This is a genomic window from Homoserinimonas sp. A520, assembly GCF_054489245.1.
This window is the reverse complement of the sequence record NZ_JBTMWX010000003.1, coordinates 143,613-158,679: the sequence shown is the minus strand read 5'-3', so window position 1 is coordinate 158,679 and position 15,067 is coordinate 143,613. Positions and strand designations below refer to the sequence as shown.

Sequence of the window (15,067 nt, the reverse complement as noted above, 5' to 3'; positions counted from 1 at the left end):
CGGTTGACATACTCGCCGGCTGTCGACCGCGGCCTGCGTTTATGAGTGGTCCTGCATCCCGTGGCCGGCGTGGCTCGGGCGGCGCCTGGACGCCAGTTGGCTTGCCTGCAGCAGGAGGAGTACGCCGAGTGCGGACCAGGCCAAGAACATGACCACGAGGCTGATGTCATGCCATGGGTCCTGTTCGATCGCGAGGGCGCCGAACGAGGCGACCCCTGACAGCAGGAGCGTCTGCCAGACACCGGGAGCCGGCGAGCGCCTCCTGAGCGACAGACCCCATGTCACCGGGCCGACCGACAACAGGAGCAAGCCGAGCAGGAAGACGACGAACGTCGCCTCCAGTGGAGACCCCGTCAGCAAGGACGTGACCAGACCGACCAGCCCGGAGACGACCAACAAGCCTGCACCGGACACGGTCATGAGCGCGCCGGCGCGCGCCGGCCTCGTGAGACGGGCCGTCTGTGCGCGCAGACTCCTCACCGCGGCAAGGAGCAGAGCGAAGCCGGCCGTGGCTGTGAGCAGAAGTAGCGCGAACACCGGCATGTTCGTGACCGTGCCGTCGTCACGTTGTGGGTTGAACAGCCACTCCCCCTCCACGCCGACGATCATTAGGACTCCTGAGGCGGCCGCTGCTCGACCCGTCAGCTGGACACTCGATACCATGACGAACTCCCTTCAACTCCGGCGTCCGTCGCCGGTCCCTCGATGGTAGGGATGCCGGGTACCGCGCGTCGTCAGCACTGATGACGGTCTTTGGGTCCCCCGCGTGGCGCACCCAAAACGGTGAGCATCATCCGCAATGTGGATGTGCGGCCGCCGCGCAGTCACTACCGTGGGTGCATGCCCCGTGCGCGCCCGCTGCTGCTGCTGATCGATGTCGTCGTCGTGCTGACGCTCGCGGTCACGGCGGTTGCCCAGCTCTGGGTCTCGCCTCCGGCGGAACTGGTGGGCGGCGCTGCGGTGCATACGGTGCTGGTTGCGGCGTTCTCGCTTCCGCTGCTCGTCCGCCGTAGGTTCGCGGTGACCGTCTTCGTGACCGTCGCGGCTTCGGCATGGTTGCAGTTCGAGCTTGGTGGTGGGCTCGGTCAGCCCTTCTTCGCCGTGATCATCGCGTTGTACGCGGTGGGTGCGCACGGGTCGCGACCGTTCACCTTCGTCGGTCCGGCGGCCGTCGTACTCCAGGCGATCCTCGCCGACATCCCGCGGCTTCGGGATGGCGCTCGCTGGGACGAAGTGGTCCCGGTGTGGTTCATCCTGTTCGGCGTCTGGGGATTCGGCCGATGGATGGGCCACCGCGCACAGGCCGCCGTGGCGTTGACCGAGCGAGCCGAGGCGGCAGAACGGGATAGGCACGAGCAGGCCGCGAGGGCCGTGGCCGAGGAGCGGGCTCGTATCGCGCGCGAGCTGCACGACCTGGTCGCGCACAGCATGGGCGTAATCGTGATCCAGGCACAGGGCGCGCAGCGGGCGCTCGACACCTCTCCCGACCGGGCACGCGAGGCGCTTTCCTCCATCGAGACGGCAGGCCGCAGCGGCATGGCCGAGATGCGCCACTTGTTGGGTCTGCTCACCGACGGTGGCGCAGACGCAGGCACGGTGCCGCAGCCGACCCTGCACGAGGTTCCGGACCTCGTGGCCCGGCTGAGGACGACGGGTATGCCGGTCGAACTCCGCGTCGAGGGCGCCGTCAGGTCGCTGCCCGCTGGGCTCGAGCTGACCGGGTACAGGATAGTGCAGGAGGCCATGACGAATGCCATGAAGCATGCGGGACCGGTCCCGGTCAACGTGCGACTGCGGTACGAGCCGGACTGGCTCGACATCGAGGTGACCGACCAGGGACCGACCGACAGCGTGCAGCCGATCAACGGCGACGAGAGCGGCTCCCACGGACTCGTGGGCATGCGCGAGCGGGTTTCGTTGTACGGCGGCACCATCGACACCGGTCCCACAGGCGGGGGCGGCGGCTTCACGGTCCATGCCCGGATCCCGCTGGAGTGGAAACCCGTATGATCCGAATACTGCTCGCCGACGACGAGGAGCTCGTCCGCACCGGCCTCCGGATGATCCTCGATGCCGAGCCAGACATCATCGTCGTCGGGGATGCCGTCGACGGTGCTGACGCCGTCTCGCAGGCCGAAGAGCTCGCACCCGACATCGTTCTCATGGACATCCGGATGCCTCGCTTGGACGGCCTCGAGGCGACCCGCCGGATCGGCGCCATGAAGTCCGGCCCCAAGGTCGTCATCCTCACGACTTTCGACCTCGACGAACACGTTTACGCCGCGCTTGCCGCAGGTGCGAGCGGGTTTCTACTGAAGGACACACCTGCGAGCCAGCTCGTCCACGCGATCCGCGTGGCAACTGCAGGCGACGCGTTACTCGCACCGAGCGTGACGAAACGGTTGATCGCGCGGTTCGCAAACAGTCAGCCGCCCCCGCGACCACAACTCCCACTCGATCTCACAGCGCGCGAGACCGAGGTCCTCGGCCTCATGGCAGAAGGGCTCTCGAACGCCGAAATCGCAGGGCGACTCGTCGTCGGTGACGCCACCGTGAAGACGCATGTCGCACGTGTCCTGGCCAAGCTCGGCGTCCGCGACAGGGTGCAAGCGGTCGTGCTCGCCCACAGGTCCGGGATGGTCAGCTGACCCCACGGCGATCGATAGACGCAGAAATCCCTCCCGATAGTCTTCGGAAGGGAATACGTGTCGAGTTTTGGGACGGTTTTTGGGACGACCCAAGTGTGGGCTGTTCCAAGAACTCAAATAGCTCCGGAATTGCTGGGGTGATTTTCTCACCTGAAAAGGACTTTCCTCCACGGGGTGTCAGATTTTCCTCTAAACCGCGATGCTCATCCGATAGCCATCGGCTGACGACCTTCTACTTCGGCCGCCAGAGCCGGGATGGTCAAGCGATGGAAGCCCGAGCAGACCGCCGAGGATCAAGAGGCTGCAGGGTTGGACCCGCCACGCGCTCAACTCACCGCCGGACAAGGTCTACGACGCAGCGGACGGCTAGGGTCACCCGTGGACCGCTGGCACGCCGCCTCAGACGGTGAGCAGAGTATCGGCAAGGGACTCTGAGATGGAGTCGATTGCGCCCGAGTCCATCGCGAGCTTCTTAGCGTTGACCCATAGCTGATGTCGCGCCTCATCCGGTGAGATTCGCCAGATGCGGGCAAGGTGTTGTTCGATGGCGGACGTCGCCCCCGGAACTCCTGCTCGAACTTGCTTGGCCGGAAAATCTGTTTCGGACAGGACTCGACCACGCGGCATGGCCGCAACAAGGTTTTCGTTCATGGCGCTATTGACGGAGAAGTACGTGCCCATAGCGGCTGCGCGCGCGACTTCCTCAGCAGCGCCGAGGAACCAGTGGAGGATCATGCCCGGGTGAGGATGACGTTCGATGAGGTCAAGGACCTCGCTGGTGCGTCCTGTTGAGTGAACCGAGATGAATACTGGCTGGTCGGCGCAGGCATCGAGGATATCGACCAGTATCCGTTCCTGCTCTTCACGAGGGCCCCGCTTGTCAAGACCTACTTCGCCTACAAGCGCGAACCGAGGAAGTAGCCGGCGGAACGTGTCGGGGTCGTAGCCTTTGCGGGCTGTAGGAACGCCAGGGTGGACTCCGATGCCCCAAGTCAAATGGCGGTCATTGCGATCGACTACTTGGGCCGCCTCCGACAGGCTGCGAGTTACGGCGAAAACGTGCGTGTTGCCGAGGGTGGCGAGTTGACTGCAGGTCACGTCGGGCGCGACGTGGGCGTGGCAGTCCAAGCTCGGGAGCCCGCGATGGTCTGCCGTCATGGGAGATCCAGAAGTGCCAGTTCGTTGAGGCCTCGTTGCACGAGGTCTTCGGCGCGGTCGAGGTCGTAATCGGGCGGCCATGTTCCGGAGTCGATGGCGTTGGCATCAACTCCAGCCTCGATGGCGTACCTGACCGCCTCGATGTCACCTCGGCGAGCCGCGATGAGGTTCTTGAGGTTCGTTTCATCGATGGCCTGGAAGAGATATGGCGTGGTATCGAGGATGCTTGCTTTGACGAAGGTCGCCCGGCGAACCATGCATGGAACGCAGAGACCGCAGTTGAGGTTCGGAGATCCGGCGAACCAGTTCCCGTCGAGCTTGCTGCACGACAGGGTCTTCGCTGCTGCATCCTCCCACCCGGCAGGCGGGTGGGTGTCACGGACGCTCTCCATCGCTTCGCCTTTGGTCATCCATTCGAACGGGTTCGAGATGGTCAACTCGATGTCGAGGGCAGCGAGGATATGGGAGACTCGTCGGAAAGTTTCGGGGTGGGTGGAACGTGTGGAAAGAGCGCCGCCGCGATTGGGGCGCAGCGGCAGGTTGATTCCCGTGTAGCCGTTTTCGGGAACGATCAGATTCTTCGACCCTGTACTGCATGCGACCGCGACCCCGAGGCTTAGAAACATGAAAGCTCGGCTTCGGCTGCTCGGCTCACGGCGTCGAGTGGCCTGTGCGAGTTGGAGTCGCGTGTAGGAAGGCGCGGGGACGAAGGATTGTGCAAGCCAGGTTTCGACAGCAGCCTGTGCGCCTCGGATTGAAGTGGCCGTGTCTTTGTGCCCAACGAATGTCGGAGTCGTGCCGGATTTCAGGAGTTGGATTGCGCCAAGGTACGAGTCGAGCCCGCCGCTGAGTAGGCTCACAGGACTGCCGCCTCCGATCTCGAAGGTGTTCTCGAAGCTGATTTCGGGCGCAGTTGTGACCGTGAGGTTCCAGTTGTCGCCGGTCAGCCAGCCAAGAAGGTCAGCGGTGGTGTCTAGGAGTTCATCTGTCCATGCGTCGGGCGCGAGTACTGAGACGTGCAGTGCGATATCCCGGCTGAAGCGGACACCACGTTTCGTGCTGCGATCAGCCATGTACGCGCCGGCGGCAATGTGAACGAGGTCTGCGACCTCACGGCTGATGCCTTGGAGAGGCGCTAGGTTCCAGGCGAGGTCCGATACGACGGATGTCGTATGGCCCGGCTTCGAGGGCCACTTGAGGGGCGCGTAGCCGTCGACGTCCGCTCCCTCGTTGCCCTGAGCCTGCAATACGTAGGCGCCGGATGTCGGCATGGTTATTCGCCCTTCAGGAGTCGCAGGACGTCGGCGCTCATCTGCCGGGCAACTTGGTGGAAGTCACGCGTGGAGACCGTGCCGTATCTGCCTAAGTCGAGCCTGCTCACTTTGGCCTTGACCCATTGCCGAAGGCCTGTCTCGCGCTGATGCGCCTGCTTGGCCGTAACTGTGTTGGCGAGGATCTGATCTCGTAACTCGATGAGGCCGAGGCGGACGGTGAGTTCACCGATGAAGTCTCGGATGGACACGAGACCGGGAATGCTTGCCGCCCCGGGGCCGCCGGCGAGTAGCGCCTTGATTTGTTCGAGGGATGCCTGCCGCATCGCCTGTTCGTCGGGGTGGCCTGCTTGCCCGATCGCTACGTCAAGGATTCGGGCATAGCGCATTCTAGGCGACAGGGCATCGAGGTCATCAAGGGTGAGACCGTACTCCGCCAGAGCGGCGGCATCGCGATCACGATACGCTGCGGCCGCCCCGATTGCGCTGCCGCCACGAGCAGCCTGGGAGGTAACTCGACGGCCACCGCTCGATGAGCCTCCCCCGGCGCCTCCAGTCCCACCGCCACCACCTGCTCCTCCGCGGCCGCCTCCGCGGCGCGGAAGTGTCGCAGACAGTGGAAACGTGGGAACCGAGGGGCGCCTGGCATCGGGGTCTTCGCCGATGAGAGCGGCGGCGATCGCCGAGATCAGCGGGTCGTACGCGGAATCGCTCCCCGCGGGCGCGATGTCGGCGTCAGCCGTGTCACTCCCGCCGCGCGATGAGCTGCCAAGGGAAGTCCACTGATCCCTTACTTGACCCCAAGCGGCCGCGCCGCTTCCTCCGAAGGCCCCATTAGTGCCCATTGGAACTCTCGATTTCGATCTTGGCGGCCTCTGCCACCATGTTGTCGATTCCGTCCTCGCGGGCCAGCCTTTGAATTATCGGCTGATAGTACGACTTGAGCTCGGCGCCGTTCATATTCACGACGGTTCCGGTTGTTAGTCGATGAAGTAGTTCGCCAGCGCCCTGGATTACGAGGTCCACAAGACTAGGCGTCTTGTCGGCCCATTGGACCGTCATCTCGAAGAGCACGTCGAGGTCTTCTAGACGCCTGCCCTGCCTCAGGGCGAACTCCATAGCGGCTCGTTGCTCTGTTTCGCTCAATGCGGTTAGTTCCACCAACGCCGCTGCACGCGCAGCGGTGCCATTGCCGAGAAGACCGCCGATCAGCCGGATCACCGCATCACTGGTCTCTTCTCCGGCGCGCACGTTCAAGAGGGAGGCAGCGAGGTCAAGATAGAGACCAAGATCCAGATCAAGGCCGGCGAGTGACGGTTCACTTGCAGCCCAATGGCGAGACTCCTCGTTGATATTCTCCGGACGGTTGGCGTTCTCTTCGCCATGCGCCCAGGCTTCCCACGCGGTAAGGAGCGCGGGTCGGTCCGACCTCGCAGTAGCGGCGAGAGCTTCGAACGAGGGTCGGTGGAGATCTTCGAGCAGGAGCATCTTCATCAGAACCGAGGGCGTGATCGTAACTTTTCGGGATCGCGCGACCATTGATCGCACTCCAAACGCGTTCAAGAAGCGTTTGATCTGCCGGGGGTTTGCCAATCGGTCGGAGGAGAGTCCTTCGCCCAGCTGCGCTGAGAGGTCCAATGACTCCTGGCTCGGCTTCCAGTCCAAGCTAGCCAAGTCGCCCAGCAGGGGGGCTAGGCCCTGCTGTCTTCGACTGGAGCAATGCTTCGCTAGTGCTTCGAGTTGAGGTCCGGTCGCACCGTCGGTGCGCGAGAGTAGAAGGCCGATGTAGGCTTCCGCGTCTGCCGTGGCGAGTCTAGGAAGCGTTACCGGGAGTTGGACGATCTTCTCCAGGTATCGGGTCGCGAATGCTCCGCTGCGGTTTGTCTCGCCGAGGCTGACCGCGATGGAGTCGCGCACCATCTCCTGATCAGCGGCTATGACAAAGACCATTTTCGGCACGGCGAGGAACAGCTTGATGCCTTCAAGCGTCGCCATGACCGCGGGCGGCAGGCACCTGTCAAGGTCGTCCACCAGGACCACGACGCGGTCAACCTTCGGAAGCCCGCTGACCAGTGCATTGAAGCCATCTTTGAAGCCAGCCATCGACTTGTCATCCGAGCGACCCCTCGGCTTGAAGGCATCGATCAACTCGTCGGGCTTCCACTTCATCGTGAGCGCTCCTTTGCCAAGAGCGAGGCCCACGCGCGTCCAACTTATTCGCTTGACCAGATCGGTGATGCGTCCCGCAACCTTCGCGTCTGAGTCGAAGGTTGAACCAAGTTGATCGAGGACTTCCGCAATGAGCGAACCGCGAACGTCGTCGTGGTTGTCGTATTGCCAAGGATCAGTTCGAATAACCACATAGCGGCCAGCCGTCTTTAGCTGGTCCTCCAATAGATTCAGCACTGTGGATTTGCCGCCGCCCCACGGACTGTGGACTCCTATTGCAAGGGGGTCGACGTCGGCCGTGCCAATCGCTTCGAGGATAGGCTCAACGACTGCGTCAAAGCCAAGAAGATCCACGAGGCTTGGGTTGTCATCCCACAGCTTGAGTTTCGTCATTTCAGTCATCAGTTGTCACCTCGGGACGTCAGACGCTTCATTGAGTGGAGCCGCATAGACCGTGTCGAGTCCCAATCGCTGCGCTCCGTTTCATTTCTGCGACCTTATCCGCCTCAGTGGCCCAACCGTATCGGCGACCACCGATGCAAACCAGCGATGAGTCCGCAATGGCTAGTTGGGGGAACTGGCCGCCGTCTCGCGAACACCCTAGTGGTTAGGCGCTGCCATAGCATGCGCTCCGTCGACCTCGTGTCGATGTTCGGCTCTGCCTGATGATGACAGGGAGTACTAGCCAACACGCCAAACTCGCGCGAAGTGGGCCAATATGATTCCATGCCGGATACCCCGCAAGCTTGCCCTTGCATAGACGCGCACAGACGATTAATGGATGTGCATGAGGATATCCATCGCGCAGCTGAGCACTATCACGATCAACATGAGTTTCGCCGCTACCTAAACTCAGCACTGCAGAACGCGCGAGGTGTCACTTTCCTATTGCAGAAGAGGAAGGCCAAATGGCAGAACTTCGACGAGTGGTACGGGGCCTGGGTCGAACAAGCCAAGCTTGACGATGTCCTAACCTGGAGCGTTAGATCGCGGAATCGCATAGTCAAGGAAGAGGATCTCGCGACGTTCAGCGTGGCCGAAGTCGCGATTTATGGCGAAAGGCTAAAGGAAGCTGAAGACGTGTTCCTCGCGCCTGCAACCGCTAGCGCAGAAGACATTCTACGAATCGTTGTTGGGTCCGCACCGCGTCGGCCGGACGCATCAACCTCAAGTCCGCCTCGATTCAATGGTTCACTTCGGATATTTCGCAAATGGATCGACTCAAAACTACCGAACGTCGAATTGATCGCCGCGCTCCGGGTGGTGCATGAAGGGGTAGCGCTCATCGTCGCGGAGGCTCATCGTCAAACCGGAGTGTCCGCTTGCGCGGCACCCGCGTTCGCTAGGGAGTGCGTGACCTCAAGGATCGATCCGGGGTTGAGGTGCATTCCGCCATACGTCCACGGATCAAATATCTTCCTAGACGGTCGAACGGGACATGTCACGGAGCCTTCGTTTGCTGTGGTGGAGTACGACCCCGAACTCGCCGCCCTCGCTGTCCAGCGTTACGGCACTGATCGCAAAGATTTCAACCACGGGCCCATGAACGATCTGGAGCCGAGACTACGCACCTCGCGCGCCATGCTTAGGTCTGACGGATTTGCGGCTCAGTTCCTCATGTTTTATCGAGGGCCAAAGGTCATCTCGTTTGCTCCAGTCCGTTTCAGTTCAGAGCAGCCGCGCGAGGTGAAAATACAGATGGCAATCGAAGCCCTAAACGGGGCAAAGTACGATGGGGCGATGCTCGTCTCCGAGATGTGGCTGGGACGGGGCGGGAAGGACGCGGAGGTCGTAATCCCGCCGATTCCGCCGAAGAAGCCAGCCGAAAGATCCGATGTGGAATACGTGCACTATGACCCGGATCCAGTTGGCGGACGAAGGGAGGCGCTCAGCGTTGTCGCCCTGTCGGCCTACGAGCCTCCGCGCCAGATGCTGCAGGTCTTCAGGCGCACTAGCAGCGGGTTTGAATTCGATGAGCCTCAAGTTGTCGAAGGCTGGTCAGGTGTTCCTTTCATGCTCAAACCAGTCGTGCTCGGCTTCACCCCGGATCACACCTGAGTCGGGCGGGTCGCAATTACGTTGGCGCCAAGGCGATAAAATTCCTCCCGTCTAGGCACCCCCGGCATTCAAACAAGGCACCAACTCGAACTGCGATGCTGACTTCGCTCCTTCGATGCAAACCCATCGAAACGCTCACTAAACGGAGCGAGCTGTCCACGAGTCGCGAATATGGAGACTCCGTTAAGTCAGAATCGTCCGTGGCCGCAGGGCACGAGTTCCAAGCCGATAAGACCTCATACGTTGCGCTAGCCCGTCTCGGGCGATTAGTCGACTGTGTCGGCCTCGCCCTGTGAAAGCGATTCCCAGGGTGACCACGGTCCGGCAGACGGTAGTGCGGTTCGTGCGAGCTCCACCCGCTCACCGGGCAGGTCATCGCTGCGGCTGCGTCCGGATCGCATCCCGACACCGGGTTCATCGAGCCGGTATTCGACCCATGTGCCCGGCCAAGGATCGAATCGCTCGGAGTAGCCGCCTGATACGACGGTGCGCACTGTCCATTCGAGTTCTTCCGCCAGACCCGTGACATCTTCATCGCAGGCATCACAGCCGCACACCGGGAATTGAAAATCGTGGAGTGCACCCGCGTGAAGATACACACCCAGGAACCGCGTGAGAACAAATGTCAGCGGGGCCGCTGTCGGGGTGAGAGGCACAACCCGTACTGCGCGAATAACATCATTCGGCATGTGGAGAAGGTCGGCCGCTGCGCTCGGGGTCTGCTCGACCGTCACCTCGAAGTTGTCTTGGAGCCATTCGATGAGCGCGCCGGCGACCGCGTGCAGAGGCGCGAAACGCTGCAGATTACTAACACGCGAATACGCGTCGTCAGGCGGAGACGCTCCTCCCCATCGGTTGCCGTAGTCGATCGGGCTGCCCTGCTCGTCGCGGTAGGTCTCCACCGGGAGCACGGGGCGGCGGTACTCGTTCATGTCCCCACGCTAGCCGCCACCACTCTCTTCAACGAGCAAGCTTCCAGCTCGTAGCAGAGACTTCATCGGAGTCACCCCGGGCTATTCGACCTATTTAATTGCACCGGCGAATCCGATAGCGATGTCGGCATGTCCGTCGACAGCGTTAGAGCGTCACGGTGGACATCGCCCCTCTCTCTTGTTCGGTGGGCGTCGGCTCGCAGCCGACTCAATGTCGGCGGGGCGCGCCAGACTCTGGTAGTTCTTGCTTACCTATATGGTTCGAGGGGACTTGACGCTGCGATCTATTGCGGCCGTTCCACACCGCAGAATTCCGAGGGCGTTTCGACGTCGAACAAACTGGAGACTGAATCGTCATGACGTTTTTCAAAGCAAGGGTTCTGCTCTGGCCTCTCCTGCTGGTCATCGTGCTGGTTGTCGCAGGAATGGGCGCAGCCTTCACGTTCGGTGGATTCAACGCCCTCGCTCTTGGCTCGCTGTTCTCCAGCAGCTCGAACGAACGAGATTCGCAGGTGATTCAGTCCGTCACACGCCAGCAAGAGGTTGCCCTGCTCAGCCTTCACATCCAGGGTGTCGATAGGCACGAAAACAATGGAGAGATTTTCGGCATCGCCGTGCCCGCGAGCGAAAAAACGACGCTGATCCAGTACAAGTTCGACGCAAAGCTAGGCATCGATGGGTCACAGGTGAAGATCAACCCAACCGGACCAGGGTCGTTTAGGGTGACTATCCCTGAATTTATTGGCATCGGCTACGACGATCCCGTGTTCGAGGACCCCATAGAGAGCAACAACCCGCTCAGCTGGCTGGCACCGCCAGCGGTTCAAACTCGCATCATCAACAACATTCTCAGCGACGAGAACAAGCAGAAATACATCACCCAAAACGAAGCAGCGCTGAAAGAGCAGGCCCAAGTGTTCTACTCCGGAATCATCAAGAGCATCGATCCCGAGATCACCATCGAGTTTGAGTTCGCAGGGTAAACGCCCGCAGCGCCCCATCTCGCCCCCTCCACTCGCGCGCAGCACAGGATCGGGCATCCCATTCGTGGTGTGACACCTATAAGGCATCCCGCAGACCAGTGCTTGAAAGCGGCAGGCTTGAAAGTCTTCCGGTTGACAGGCGGTTTCGAGCCGGATCGGTTCCAACCGGTATCGAGGCGCTATGAGGCGTCGGGATAGCAAAGCCTTCAGCCAAGGTGGGCTAGTTGTAGATCCAGAAAGACATCGTCAGTCGAGTTGCCGCTACCCGCGAGCGGGCCGCGGACACGCTGATTCGTGCCGGCATGTTGCGCCGCCTCGTTCCAAGCGATATCGCCACAAGGCCGAAGCGGGGTATCTGCTCCTACATATAAGGGGTGGCGAGGATGGCCCTCTTTGGTCAAGTCACCAAGAGACACCCGAGACGACGTCCAACAGATCAGTTGAGGACCATGCGCAGGCGACGGCGACGACGTGGGCCCTAAGGTGAGAGAGAACCCACGAGCGACTGGAGCGATGAATGGGCAACGAGATCGAATTGGTGAGCGACGGCGACGGTCTCGTGGCTCTTGGCGCTTCAGCCGACGTCGAACGGTTCTTGCTATCGACAGGACTGGACCAGGCTCCGACGCGGGAAATTGATCTTCATCGGCTCTGGTCATTCTCTGGCACAGGCGCGACGGCCGTCCAAGTCGGCGCGAATATCGCAGCGAATTCAGGACGTTGGGTGAAACTGACCGCTAGATCCGCCGAGGCCGTCAAGAAATACGGGTTGATGCCAACCAAGTCCCCGGGCGTCAGTCACGCAATGATCGGCGATCCCGGCGATATCAAGCAGTGGCTCCAGATCGTGCAAGCCCCGTCCATATTGCTTAGTGGACCGTTTGCCCTAACAGCGCTTTCCACGATGATGCAGCAACGCGCGATGCAGCAGCAGATGGATGAGATCGTCGAGTATCTCCAGGAGATCAATGAGAAGGTCGACGACATCCTGCGGAATCAGAAAGACGCCGTGCTGGCAGACATGATCGGGGTCGACCTGATCATCGACGACGCCCTGACGGTCCGTGACCACGTCGGTCGGGTCTCTGAGGTCACCTGGTCGAAGGTTCAAGCGACTGGGATGACACTCGCGCGCACGCAGGCATACGCGCTTCGCCAGCTCGACACGATCGCCGAAGAACTCAAGAAGAAAGCCGACCTCGGTGAGATCGCAAAGGCGACCGAGGAGGCCGAGCCGAGGATTCACGAATGGCTTGGAGTCCTCGCCCGCACGGTTCTGCTCCAGGACGGCGTCTCGATACTCGAACTTGATCGGGTGCTCGATGCCACACCTGATGACCTGGAAACCCACCGACTCGGTTTGAGCAGGGCCCGCCAGAATCGTCTTGAACTCATTGCTCGCAGCACGGCGCGCATTCTCTCCCAGATGAACGAGACCGTCCAGCGCGCGAACGCTGCGGTGCTTCTCAACCCGTTCGATTCCCCCGCCGCGGTAAAGTCGAGCAACCAAGTCGTGGTCGGCGTACTCGATTTTCGTGGACGGCTTGGGCTTGAGCTAGGTCACGAGCCCAAGGTCGCAAAGCGCTGGGGTCAGGCCGTTGCTGAGGTGCGTAATAAGGCTCTTGCTACGGCATCGGTAGGAGTCTCTGCCGCCGGGCGAGTTGGAGTCGAAACCTTCGATCGGGCTACAGAAGCGTTGCGCGCGGTCGATATTGACGGGGATGGTATCCCGGATATACAGCGGGCAGTGGTTGCTGCCGAGAATGCCAGCGCCGCGGTCAAGGGTGCCGCTTTTGGTGTTACTGGCTCGATTGGCTCGATGCTGAGTCGCAAGACAACCGAGAGGGCCTCCTCCGAGAAATCGACCTCAGAGACCACTTCTAGAGAGACTTGATCCTCCCCGGGACCCAGATGTTTGTCGAAAGCATCGGTCGCGAAGTGACCTACTCCGTAGAGACGGAATGCTCTTCCCACGCCTTCACGTACCGCCGCGACCAGTCGCGGTGATACCTATGGCGGGCATCTCCGGCACCAGCAGCGATGAGCGCGGGGTACGAAGAAACAAGACCGTCCCAGCCATCATCGTGTCGGCGAAGAGGTGACGGCCGCTGAACTTCGCCGTCCGATTTCCGCGTATTGCAGGCAGCGTGAAGCGTTGTGAGGTTTTCAAGCACGTTCAGACCGCCTCGGCTGTGCGCGACGACGTGGTCGGCTTCCGGAGCCATCGCCCAGAACACTGGGTGGATATGGCCACGCTTGTAGTGAATGTCGTAGGGCAGCTGCTCGGGAAACAGGTCGTGAATTGCGACCAAGATGCACCGCGGGACTGCCCGCCCGCCGCAGGCTGTGCACCGAAACCGATCGCGAACAAAAACCTGAGCGCGGAGCGTCTCGTTCCGCAACCGAGTGCCAGCGACCACTTCCCTGCCCGGCTGGGCACCGAGCACCCTCAGATTTCCCATCCAGATCTCACCGGCAATCGGCTCAAGCGCACCGGTAGCATCCTTCAATGATCCGGCTCGAACCGCAGCGACCGTGCTGTTGAGGCAAGTCGCGTACCGATCGATGTCGGAGTCGTCGAACCTGAAAATGTCCACCATAAGGCCGAGAATACAAGAGTCTCGCCTCACCACTCCGCGCCGCTCTTGGCACGTCCAGTACGGTGGGCGTTATGACGCTCGACTTGTCGTTCCTTGAGGTTTCGTTGTCGCCAGCACGGAGTGTCCCGCGGCCGGTCAATGTGTACGACATCCTCCGTGAGGGGTGGCGGGAGACCCGTGTCGATATGACAATGCAGTTCTTCCTTGACCCCACTGAGCGCCATGGCCTCGGATCCCTCGTCATAGACGCTCTTCTGCGCCTCCTCGACGGAGCACCAAGCATTGACCCTGGCGGTCACAGCAGCAAGAGGCTGATCGCAAAGGACGCGGAAGGCTCTGACGCGTGGGAGATCGCCGCACAGGTCGATTTCATCGACGTGTACGCGGCGAACCCGGATCTGGGGATTGCGCTCGTACTGGAGAACAAGATCGGCCACGTGCTGAATAACCCTCTGAGGAAGTACGCGGAGTTTGCCCGAAACGACGGTTTCGACACAGTACTTGTGGCGGTGCTCGCCCCCGAAGCGCGAGAGCACATCGACCCAGCACAGAAGAACTACTTGTCTAGGGCTGTTACATACGCCGAGCTAAGCGCTGAGATCAAGCGTGCACCAGAGTTGGTCGAGTTCCTGATGAGCCCCGGAGATCGGGACCAGCGGCGCAGCCTTGACCTCCTACAGCAGTTCATCGAAGCCCGACACGGGGAGACAGAAATGACAGACCTTGAAGATGAAGCACAGCGGCTCGATGAGTGGCGGCGCATCCTCGAAGAACACAGGCTCGCGATCACCGCGTTCGAGGAAGCGCGCAGCAGTATCGGCCGCCTCATTCGCGATCGAAGGAAGCGGATCGAACCTCTGATCGCCGATCGTCTCGAAGCGCTGGGCCTGGAGACCGGATGGGAAGCGCACGGTGGCATCCGAGAAGAAACCTGGAATGCATACCACTTTCAAGCCGCAGATTGGACTGTCGAGCTCAAGTTCTCAGCCGACCCGTCCCGCCCGATGATCTACGTCTATGACCGACGTGGACTCACCTACAAGGATTCCACCATAGAGCCGCTCGGCCTGACTTGGACTGACAGCGAGGAGAAGATCGCCGACGCCTTCATCGAACGTGTTGTTCAGATTCTCGATCAGGTGAAGGCTGGTACCCGCCTCGCACCCGGCGGGTGAGACGCGGTGCCACGGCAACTGAACGCGTCAACGAACACGTTCCCGTACTCCACGTCCGGGCACAAAGCTTCTC

The 15,067-nt window shown here is 61.3% G+C and carries 13 protein-coding genes; 6 read left to right on the top strand and 7 right to left on the bottom strand.

What is annotated here, in order from left to right; genetic code table 11:
- Nucleotides 1-39: 39 nt before the first annotated feature.
- The gene (locus ACX3PH_RS09390; protein WP_459091763.1) at nucleotides 40-609 is read right to left on the bottom strand and encodes a hypothetical protein; all 570 of its coding nucleotides are present in this window, start codon (nucleotides 607-609) and stop codon (nucleotides 40-42) included.
- Nucleotides 610-840: 231 nt separating this feature from the next.
- On the opposite strand from ACX3PH_RS09390, the gene ACX3PH_RS09385 reads away from it, so the two are divergent.
- The gene (locus ACX3PH_RS09385; protein WP_459091761.1) at nucleotides 841-2,010 is read left to right on the top strand and encodes a sensor histidine kinase; all 1,170 of its coding nucleotides are present in this window, start codon (nucleotides 841-843) and stop codon (nucleotides 2,008-2,010) included.
- The gene (locus tag ACX3PH_RS09380; protein ID WP_459091758.1) at nucleotides 2,007-2,648 is read left to right on the top strand and encodes a response regulator; all 642 of its coding nucleotides are present in this window, start codon (nucleotides 2,007-2,009) and stop codon (nucleotides 2,646-2,648) included. The genes ACX3PH_RS09385 and ACX3PH_RS09380 overlap by 4 nt, the downstream gene beginning before the upstream one ends.
- A gap of 399 nt (nucleotides 2,649-3,047) precedes the next feature.
- Here the strand turns inward: ACX3PH_RS09380 and ACX3PH_RS09375 are convergent, their stop codons facing one another.
- The 4 genes from ACX3PH_RS09375 to ACX3PH_RS09360 are packed head-to-tail and all read right to left on the bottom strand — an operon-like array spanning nucleotide 3,048 to nucleotide 7,648.
- On the bottom strand, nucleotides 3,048-3,806 hold the full coding sequence (locus ACX3PH_RS09375) for a TatD family hydrolase (RefSeq protein ID WP_459091756.1): 759 nt from the start codon (nucleotides 3,804-3,806) through the stop codon (nucleotides 3,048-3,050).
- Nucleotides 3,803-5,077 (bottom strand): queuosine biosynthesis protein queC, encoded by a 1,275-nt coding sequence (locus ACX3PH_RS09370; protein ID WP_459091754.1) that lies wholly within the window; start codon nucleotides 5,075-5,077, stop codon nucleotides 3,803-3,805. The genes ACX3PH_RS09375 and ACX3PH_RS09370 overlap by 4 nt, the downstream gene beginning before the upstream one ends.
- Before the next feature lie 2 nt (nucleotides 5,078-5,079).
- Nucleotides 5,080-5,922, bottom strand: a complete 843-nt coding sequence (locus ACX3PH_RS09365; RefSeq protein ID WP_459091752.1) for a hypothetical protein — start codon at nucleotides 5,920-5,922, stop codon at nucleotides 5,080-5,082.
- On the bottom strand, nucleotides 5,912-7,648 hold the full coding sequence (locus tag ACX3PH_RS09360; RefSeq protein WP_459091750.1) for a KAP family P-loop NTPase fold protein: 1,737 nt from the start codon (nucleotides 7,646-7,648) through the stop codon (nucleotides 5,912-5,914). The genes ACX3PH_RS09365 and ACX3PH_RS09360 overlap by 11 nt, the downstream gene beginning before the upstream one ends.
- 375 nt (nucleotides 7,649-8,023) lie before the next feature.
- Here ACX3PH_RS09360 and ACX3PH_RS09355 point away from each other — a divergent pair, with 375 nt between their 5' ends.
- Nucleotides 8,024-9,304 carry a hypothetical protein gene (locus ACX3PH_RS09355; RefSeq protein WP_459091748.1) on the top strand — a complete coding sequence of 427 codons (1,281 nt, stop codon included), beginning with the start codon at nucleotides 8,024-8,026 and terminating at the stop codon, nucleotides 9,302-9,304.
- A 266-nt stretch (nucleotides 9,305-9,570) separates the two neighbouring features.
- On the opposite strand, the gene ACX3PH_RS09350 is transcribed toward ACX3PH_RS09355, so the two are convergent.
- Nucleotides 9,571-10,236 carry a DUF6226 family protein gene (locus ACX3PH_RS09350; RefSeq protein WP_459091747.1) on the bottom strand — a complete coding sequence of 222 codons (666 nt, stop codon included), beginning with the start codon at nucleotides 10,234-10,236 and terminating at the stop codon, nucleotides 9,571-9,573.
- 356 nt (nucleotides 10,237-10,592) lie between these two features.
- Between ACX3PH_RS09350 and ACX3PH_RS09345 the strand changes: the two genes are divergently transcribed.
- Both ACX3PH_RS09345 and ACX3PH_RS09340 read left to right on the top strand, forming a co-directional pair.
- Nucleotides 10,593-11,219, top strand: a complete 627-nt coding sequence (locus ACX3PH_RS09345; RefSeq protein WP_459091745.1) for a hypothetical protein — start codon at nucleotides 10,593-10,595, stop codon at nucleotides 11,217-11,219.
- Between the two features lie 517 nt (nucleotides 11,220-11,736).
- Nucleotides 11,737-13,113, top strand: coding sequence for a hypothetical protein (locus ACX3PH_RS09340; RefSeq protein WP_459091743.1), 1,377 nt, complete (start codon nucleotides 11,737-11,739; stop codon nucleotides 13,111-13,113).
- 49 nt (nucleotides 13,114-13,162) lie between these two features.
- On the opposite strand, the gene ACX3PH_RS09335 is transcribed toward ACX3PH_RS09340, so the two are convergent.
- Nucleotides 13,163-13,819 (bottom strand): HNH endonuclease, encoded by a 657-nt coding sequence (locus tag ACX3PH_RS09335; RefSeq protein ID WP_459091741.1) that lies wholly within the window; start codon nucleotides 13,817-13,819, stop codon nucleotides 13,163-13,165.
- Nucleotides 13,820-13,890: 71 nt separating this feature from the next.
- Here ACX3PH_RS09335 and ACX3PH_RS09330 point away from each other — a divergent pair, with 71 nt between their 5' ends.
- A complete protein-coding gene (locus ACX3PH_RS09330; RefSeq protein WP_459091739.1) occupies nucleotides 13,891-14,994 on the top strand; it encodes a PD-(D/E)XK nuclease family protein in 1,104 nt (367 codons plus the stop codon).
- Nucleotides 14,995-15,067 lie beyond the last annotated feature (73 nt).

Excerpts from the sequence above, each read along its gene's own strand:
- ACX3PH_RS09390 (WP_459091763.1), bottom strand. The coding sequence starts at position 609 with ATGATCGTCGGCGTGGAGGGGGAGTGGCTGTTCAACCCACAACGTGAC.
- ACX3PH_RS09385 (WP_459091761.1), top strand. The coding sequence starts at position 841 with ATGCCCCGTGCGCGCCCGCTGCTGCTGCTGATCGATGTCGTCGTCGTG.
- ACX3PH_RS09380 (WP_459091758.1), top strand. The coding sequence starts at position 2,007 with ATGATCCGAATACTGCTCGCCGACGACGAGGAGCTCGTCCGCACCGGC.
- ACX3PH_RS09375 (WP_459091756.1), bottom strand. The coding sequence starts at position 3,806 with ATGACGGCAGACCATCGCGGGCTCCCGAGCTTGGACTGCCACGCCCAC.
- ACX3PH_RS09370 (WP_459091754.1), bottom strand. The coding sequence starts at position 5,077 with ATGCCGACATCCGGCGCCTACGTATTGCAGGCTCAGGGCAACGAGGGA.
- ACX3PH_RS09365 (WP_459091752.1), bottom strand. The coding sequence starts at position 5,922 with ATGGGCACTAATGGGGCCTTCGGAGGAAGCGGCGCGGCCGCTTGGGGT.
- ACX3PH_RS09360 (WP_459091750.1), bottom strand. The coding sequence starts at position 7,648 with ATGACTGAAATGACGAAACTCAAGCTGTGGGATGACAACCCAAGCCTC.
- ACX3PH_RS09355 (WP_459091748.1), top strand. The coding sequence starts at position 8,024 with ATGGATGTGCATGAGGATATCCATCGCGCAGCTGAGCACTATCACGAT.
- ACX3PH_RS09350 (WP_459091747.1), bottom strand. The coding sequence starts at position 10,236 with ATGAACGAGTACCGCCGCCCCGTGCTCCCGGTGGAGACCTACCGCGAC.
- ACX3PH_RS09345 (WP_459091745.1), top strand. The coding sequence starts at position 10,593 with ATGACGTTTTTCAAAGCAAGGGTTCTGCTCTGGCCTCTCCTGCTGGTC.
- ACX3PH_RS09340 (WP_459091743.1), top strand. The coding sequence starts at position 11,737 with ATGGGCAACGAGATCGAATTGGTGAGCGACGGCGACGGTCTCGTGGCT.
- ACX3PH_RS09335 (WP_459091741.1), bottom strand. The coding sequence starts at position 13,819 with ATGGTGGACATTTTCAGGTTCGACGACTCCGACATCGATCGGTACGCG.
- ACX3PH_RS09330 (WP_459091739.1), top strand. The coding sequence starts at position 13,891 with ATGACGCTCGACTTGTCGTTCCTTGAGGTTTCGTTGTCGCCAGCACGG.